Source organism: Arsukibacterium sp., from assembly GCF_033722355.1.
In the GTDB taxonomy this organism is placed as follows: domain Bacteria; phylum Pseudomonadota; class Gammaproteobacteria; order Enterobacterales; family Alteromonadaceae; genus Alishewanella.
The window spans coordinates 1-4,015 of record NZ_JAWVZF010000204.1 but is presented as its reverse complement, the minus strand read 5'-3'; the positions used below and the strand labels follow the sequence as shown (position 1 = coordinate 4,015).

General features: G+C 50.9%; 6 protein-coding genes. 2 read left to right on the top strand and 4 right to left on the bottom strand.

Annotated features, from left to right (window positions below; all coding sequences use genetic code 11):
- The coding region (locus tag R3177_RS13600) for an SEC-C metal-binding domain-containing protein (protein WP_318971563.1) at positions 1–1,575 on the top strand (1,575 nt) is incomplete at its 5' end.
- Entirely contained in the window at positions 1,559–2,029 is a 471-nt protein-coding gene (gene mutT / locus R3177_RS13595; protein WP_318971562.1) for an 8-oxo-dGTP diphosphatase MutT, read from the top strand. The genes R3177_RS13600 and mutT, both read left to right, overlap by 17 nt.
- Here the strand turns inward: mutT and yacG are convergent.
- From yacG to R3177_RS13575, 4 genes are all read right to left on the bottom strand, one after another.
- On the bottom strand, positions 2,019–2,252 hold the full coding sequence (gene yacG, locus R3177_RS13590; RefSeq protein ID WP_318971561.1) for a DNA gyrase inhibitor YacG: 234 nt from the start codon (positions 2,250–2,252) through the stop codon (positions 2,019–2,021). The two genes, mutT and yacG, sit on opposite strands and share 11 nt — an antisense overlap.
- Positions 2,253–2,261: 9 nt before the next feature.
- Positions 2,262–3,017 (bottom strand): cell division protein ZapD, encoded by a 756-nt coding sequence (gene zapD / locus R3177_RS13585; protein WP_318971560.1) that lies wholly within the window; start codon positions 3,015–3,017, stop codon positions 2,262–2,264.
- Between the two features lie 85 nt (positions 3,018–3,102).
- Positions 3,103–3,753: a dephospho-CoA kinase gene (gene coaE / locus R3177_RS13580; RefSeq protein ID WP_318971559.1), complete on the bottom strand. Its 651-nt coding sequence runs from the start codon at positions 3,751–3,753 to the stop codon at positions 3,103–3,105.
- A 7-nt stretch (positions 3,754–3,760) separates the two neighbouring features.
- A partial coding sequence (locus R3177_RS13575; protein ID WP_318971558.1) for an A24 family peptidase occupies positions 3,761–4,015 on the bottom strand: 255 nt, incomplete at its 5' end.

The following is a 4,015-nucleotide window of genomic DNA, read 5'->3' as shown; positions in this document are numbered from 1 at the left end:
CTGGCCGGTATGACTGGTACCGCTGATACTGAGGCCTTTGAGTTTCAGCAAATTTATGGCCTGGAAACCATCGTCGTGCCGACTAACCGGCCCATGGTGCGGAATGACATGGCCGATTTGGTGTACTTAACCGCTGAGGATAAGTACAACGCCATTATTGAAGATATTATTAAAGCCCGCGATGCCAAACGGCCGGTACTGGTGGGTACTGCCTCTATTGAAAGCTCGGAATACCTGTCTGGCCTGCTGAACAAAGCCAAAATTAAGCATCAGGTGCTTAACGCCAAGTTCCACGCCAACGAGGCGCAGATTATTGCAGACGCCGGCCGGCCGGGAACTGTCACTATCGCCACCAATATGGCAGGCCGGGGTACCGATATTGTGCTCGGTGGCAGTCTGCAGGCTGAACTGGCTGCGTTAACCGATAAAACCGATGACGCCGTGGCAAAAATTACCGCTGACTGGCAGAAGCGGCATGACGACGTAATTGCCGCAGGAGGCTTGCATATTATCGGTACTGAGCGGCATGAGTCGCGGCGGATAGATAACCAGCTGCGCGGTCGCTCAGGCCGGCAGGGTGACCCGGGTTCATCGCGCTTTTACCTGTCACTGGACGATGCGTTAATGCGGATATTTGCCTCTGACCGGATGGCCGGCATGATGCGCCGCCTGGGCATGGAAAAAGGCGAAGCCATTGAGCATCCGTGGGTAAGCCGTGCTATAGAGAATGCTCAGCGCAAGGTCGAAGCCCGTAACTTTGATATCCGTAAACAACTACTGGAATTTGACGACGTCGCTAACGATCAGCGTAAAGTGGTTTACGAGCAGCGTAACGAACTGCTGGATGCCGCTGATATCAGCGAAACAGTCAGTGCTATCCGACAAGATGTGGTTGATTCGGTGATCAGTCAGTATATTCCGCCGCAATCATTAGACGAAATGTGGGATGTACCCGGGCTTGAGCAACGCTTAAAAGCTGATTTTGCGCTGGAACTGCCGGTTAGCCAGTGGCTGGCTGACGATAAAAAACTGTTCGAAGAAAAACTGCGCGACAAAATCCAGCAGCAGTTTAATGACAGTTATCAGCAGAAAGAGCAGATGGTTGGCAAGGAAGTGCTGCGTCAGTTTGAAAAAGCTATTATGTTGCAAAGCCTTGATACCCATTGGAAAGAACATCTGGCGGCAATGGATCATTTGCGTCAGGGGATCAACCTGCGGGGTTATGCCCAGAAAAACCCGAAACAGGAATACAAGCGCGAAGCCTTTGAACTGTTCTCTAATATGCTGGATGAGCTGAAAACTGACGTTATTGGCATTTTAAGCCGGGTGCAGGTAAAAGCCGCAGAAGATGTTGAGGCGGTGGAAGAACAGCGCCGCAAAGCCGATGCAGTGCCGCATAATTATCAGCATGCTGATGCCGGGCAGATGGCAAATGAACCGGCGGCTGCGGCGGCTTCCGCTGCAGGTGCCATGGCTGCGCCAGTGGTCCGGGAGGGCGAAAAAATAGGCCGTAATGATCCCTGCCCTTGTGGCTCAGGTAAAAAATATAAGCAGTGTCATGGCAAACTCAGCTGAGCCGGTGTCTGCTATCATCGGTAACAGCGATAACCTGCAAGCCCAGCTGCCACAGTTGCATGTGGCAGTAGGGGTAATCGTACGGCGAAAAGAGCAGCAACAGCAGGTGTTACTGGCGCTTCGCAGCAGCAAGCAGCATCAGGGGGGCAAATGGGAGTTTCCCGGCGGCAAAGTTGAACAGGGCGAAACTGTCGAAGCAGCCCTGAGCCGTGAGTTAAAGGAAGAGCTGGCGATAACGGTAACTGCAGCTCAGCCTTTTATGCTGCTGAATTATACTTATCCTGAGCGACAGGTTAAGTTAGATATCTGGTTAGTAACCGGCTTTAGCGGCACGCCAGAAGGGGTAGAAGGCCAGCCATTGCAGTGGGTTAATGTCAGTGAGCTAACTACTATCAGTTTTCCTGATGCCAACCTGCCTATTGTCGAGCGTTTGCAGCAACCGTTCAGTTTTTGAAAAATTCGTTATCCTTGGCAATAAACTCCTGCTCCAGTTCGGCCAGATATTGCTCTGACAAATCGGCATCTATTGGTGACTTATCCGGGATGCGATGGTTCTCAGCGGCCCAGTCACCTAAATCAATTAATTTGCAGCGCTCTGAGCAAAAAGGGCGGAAAGCAGAACTGCTATCCCACACCACAGGGGTGCTGCACGTTGGGCATTTAACCGTGGTTGGCATAAAAACTCCTTAACAACAAGCCAGCTGAAAATGCTGTGATTTAGCGGCAGCGCTGCGGGCACTGTCAGCATCCAGTTGCATAAAACGAATAGCATACCGGTATTTATTACCACTGACGGTCGGGTAGGTCCCTTCGCCCGCCGGGTATTTAATTCGCAATAATTCGTATTGCTCGGCATTCTGCTGATAAAAACCATTGTCGGCCAGCACATCCTGAAACTGACTTCGCTCGCGAATAAAGCTTAATACATAATGGATAGCCTGTTCTGCCAGGGCAACCTGCTTAAGCCAGTCTGCTGCCTGCGCCTGACGCTCGGCTAACGGTAAACTAAACCAGTATTGTAACTGGGGGAGATCAAAATAACAGCAACCGCCGGGAATGCTGAAGCGCTGGCGTAGCGGCGCCAAAAAGTTATCATCTTTCAGGGTACCCAGTAGTTTACCGCTGCGCAGCAATTCTGTTTGCATGCGCACAGCAGCCTGCAGCATGGTTTGCAGTTTACTATCAGACACTGAGGGATGCTGTGACCACAATACCAGCTGGCTTTCGCAGCGCTCAATATCTTTAATTAAATCCGGTCGCACATCATTGCGATCCATAACTTCAATTAACGCGAATAAACTGGTAAAAAAACTTTGTTGCTGGTTCTCATCGGCGAGTGCCAACTGGCCATGCACCTGTTGAAATAAAAATTCCAGGCGCAGATAAGTACGGATTTTCTCATTCAGCGGATGTTCGTAAACAATGTCGGTGGTGTCCGTCATAATTAAAAATGGCCTGTATTAAACTTAACAGAACCGGCGACGCCGGTCTCTCTGCTGTTACTTTGGCAATTCAGTTCGCCCCGTTTCAGTCACGCCGGGCCAGGGCAACATAGCGTTGATGGAGTTGCAACACCTGCTGCTTCAGTAAGTCAGCTTCGCTCTTTTCTGTAAAATCTGCATTATTATCAATAATATCATCGGCTAAGGCTAAGCGATCTTGCCGGCTTATCTGGCTGGCAATAATTGCCTGTACTTGCGCGGCCGTGGCTTTGGCGGTAACAGCATCCCGACTTAGAGTACGGCTAAGCTGATTTTGTTCAGTGACATCGACCACCAGCACCCGGTTTACCAGACTGTGCAGTTTATTCTCCAGCAGCAATGGCGCAATTAACAACACATAAGGCGAGGGTGGCAGCCTGGCTAACTGGCTCAGCATTTCAGCGCGGATAGCCGGATGCATAACACTGTCCAGCCACGTTTTAGCCGCAGGATCAGTAAAAATTAACTGACGCAGCAGCGAGCGGTTTAATGTCTGCTCTGCGGTTAATACTTCGGGTCCGAAATGCGCGGCTATTTTTTGTAGTAACGGGCTGCCTTTGGCGACCACTTGCCGGGCGACCACGTCGGCGTCAACCGACGGTATGCCAAGCTGGCTAAATAAGGTGGCGACAGTAGACTTACCTGAACCGATGCCGCCGGTTAAGCCGACAATAAAACGATGTTTGTTTGCTGACATCGGGCTGTCAGGCACCCAGATAACCTAAATAAGCATTGGTAAGCTGCTCGCCCCAAAGCAGCGCAATAAAGCCTGCCGCGGCAATGTACGGGCCGAAGGGGATGGGTGTTGCTTTATCCCGGCCCTGAATGGCAAGCATAGTTGCACCAATCACTGCACCTACCAGGGATGATAATAAAATGATCAGCGGCAGCTGTTGCCAGCCAAGTAGTGCACCAAAAATAGCCAGCAATTTAAAATCGCCATAACCCATGCCTTCTTT

Bases quoted from the DNA above. Each gene is read 5' to 3' on its own strand.
- mutT (WP_318971562.1), top strand. From the start codon at position 1,559: ATGGCAAACTCAGCTGAGCCGGTGTCTGCTATCATCGGTAACAGCGAT.
- yacG (WP_318971561.1), bottom strand. From the start codon at position 2,252: ATGCCAACCACGGTTAAATGCCCAACGTGCAGCACCCCTGTGGTGTGG.
- zapD (WP_318971560.1), bottom strand. From the start codon at position 3,017: ATGACGGACACCACCGACATTGTTTACGAACATCCGCTGAATGAGAAA.
- coaE (WP_318971559.1), bottom strand. From the start codon at position 3,753: ATGTCAGCAAACAAACATCGTTTTATTGTCGGCTTAACCGGCGGCATC.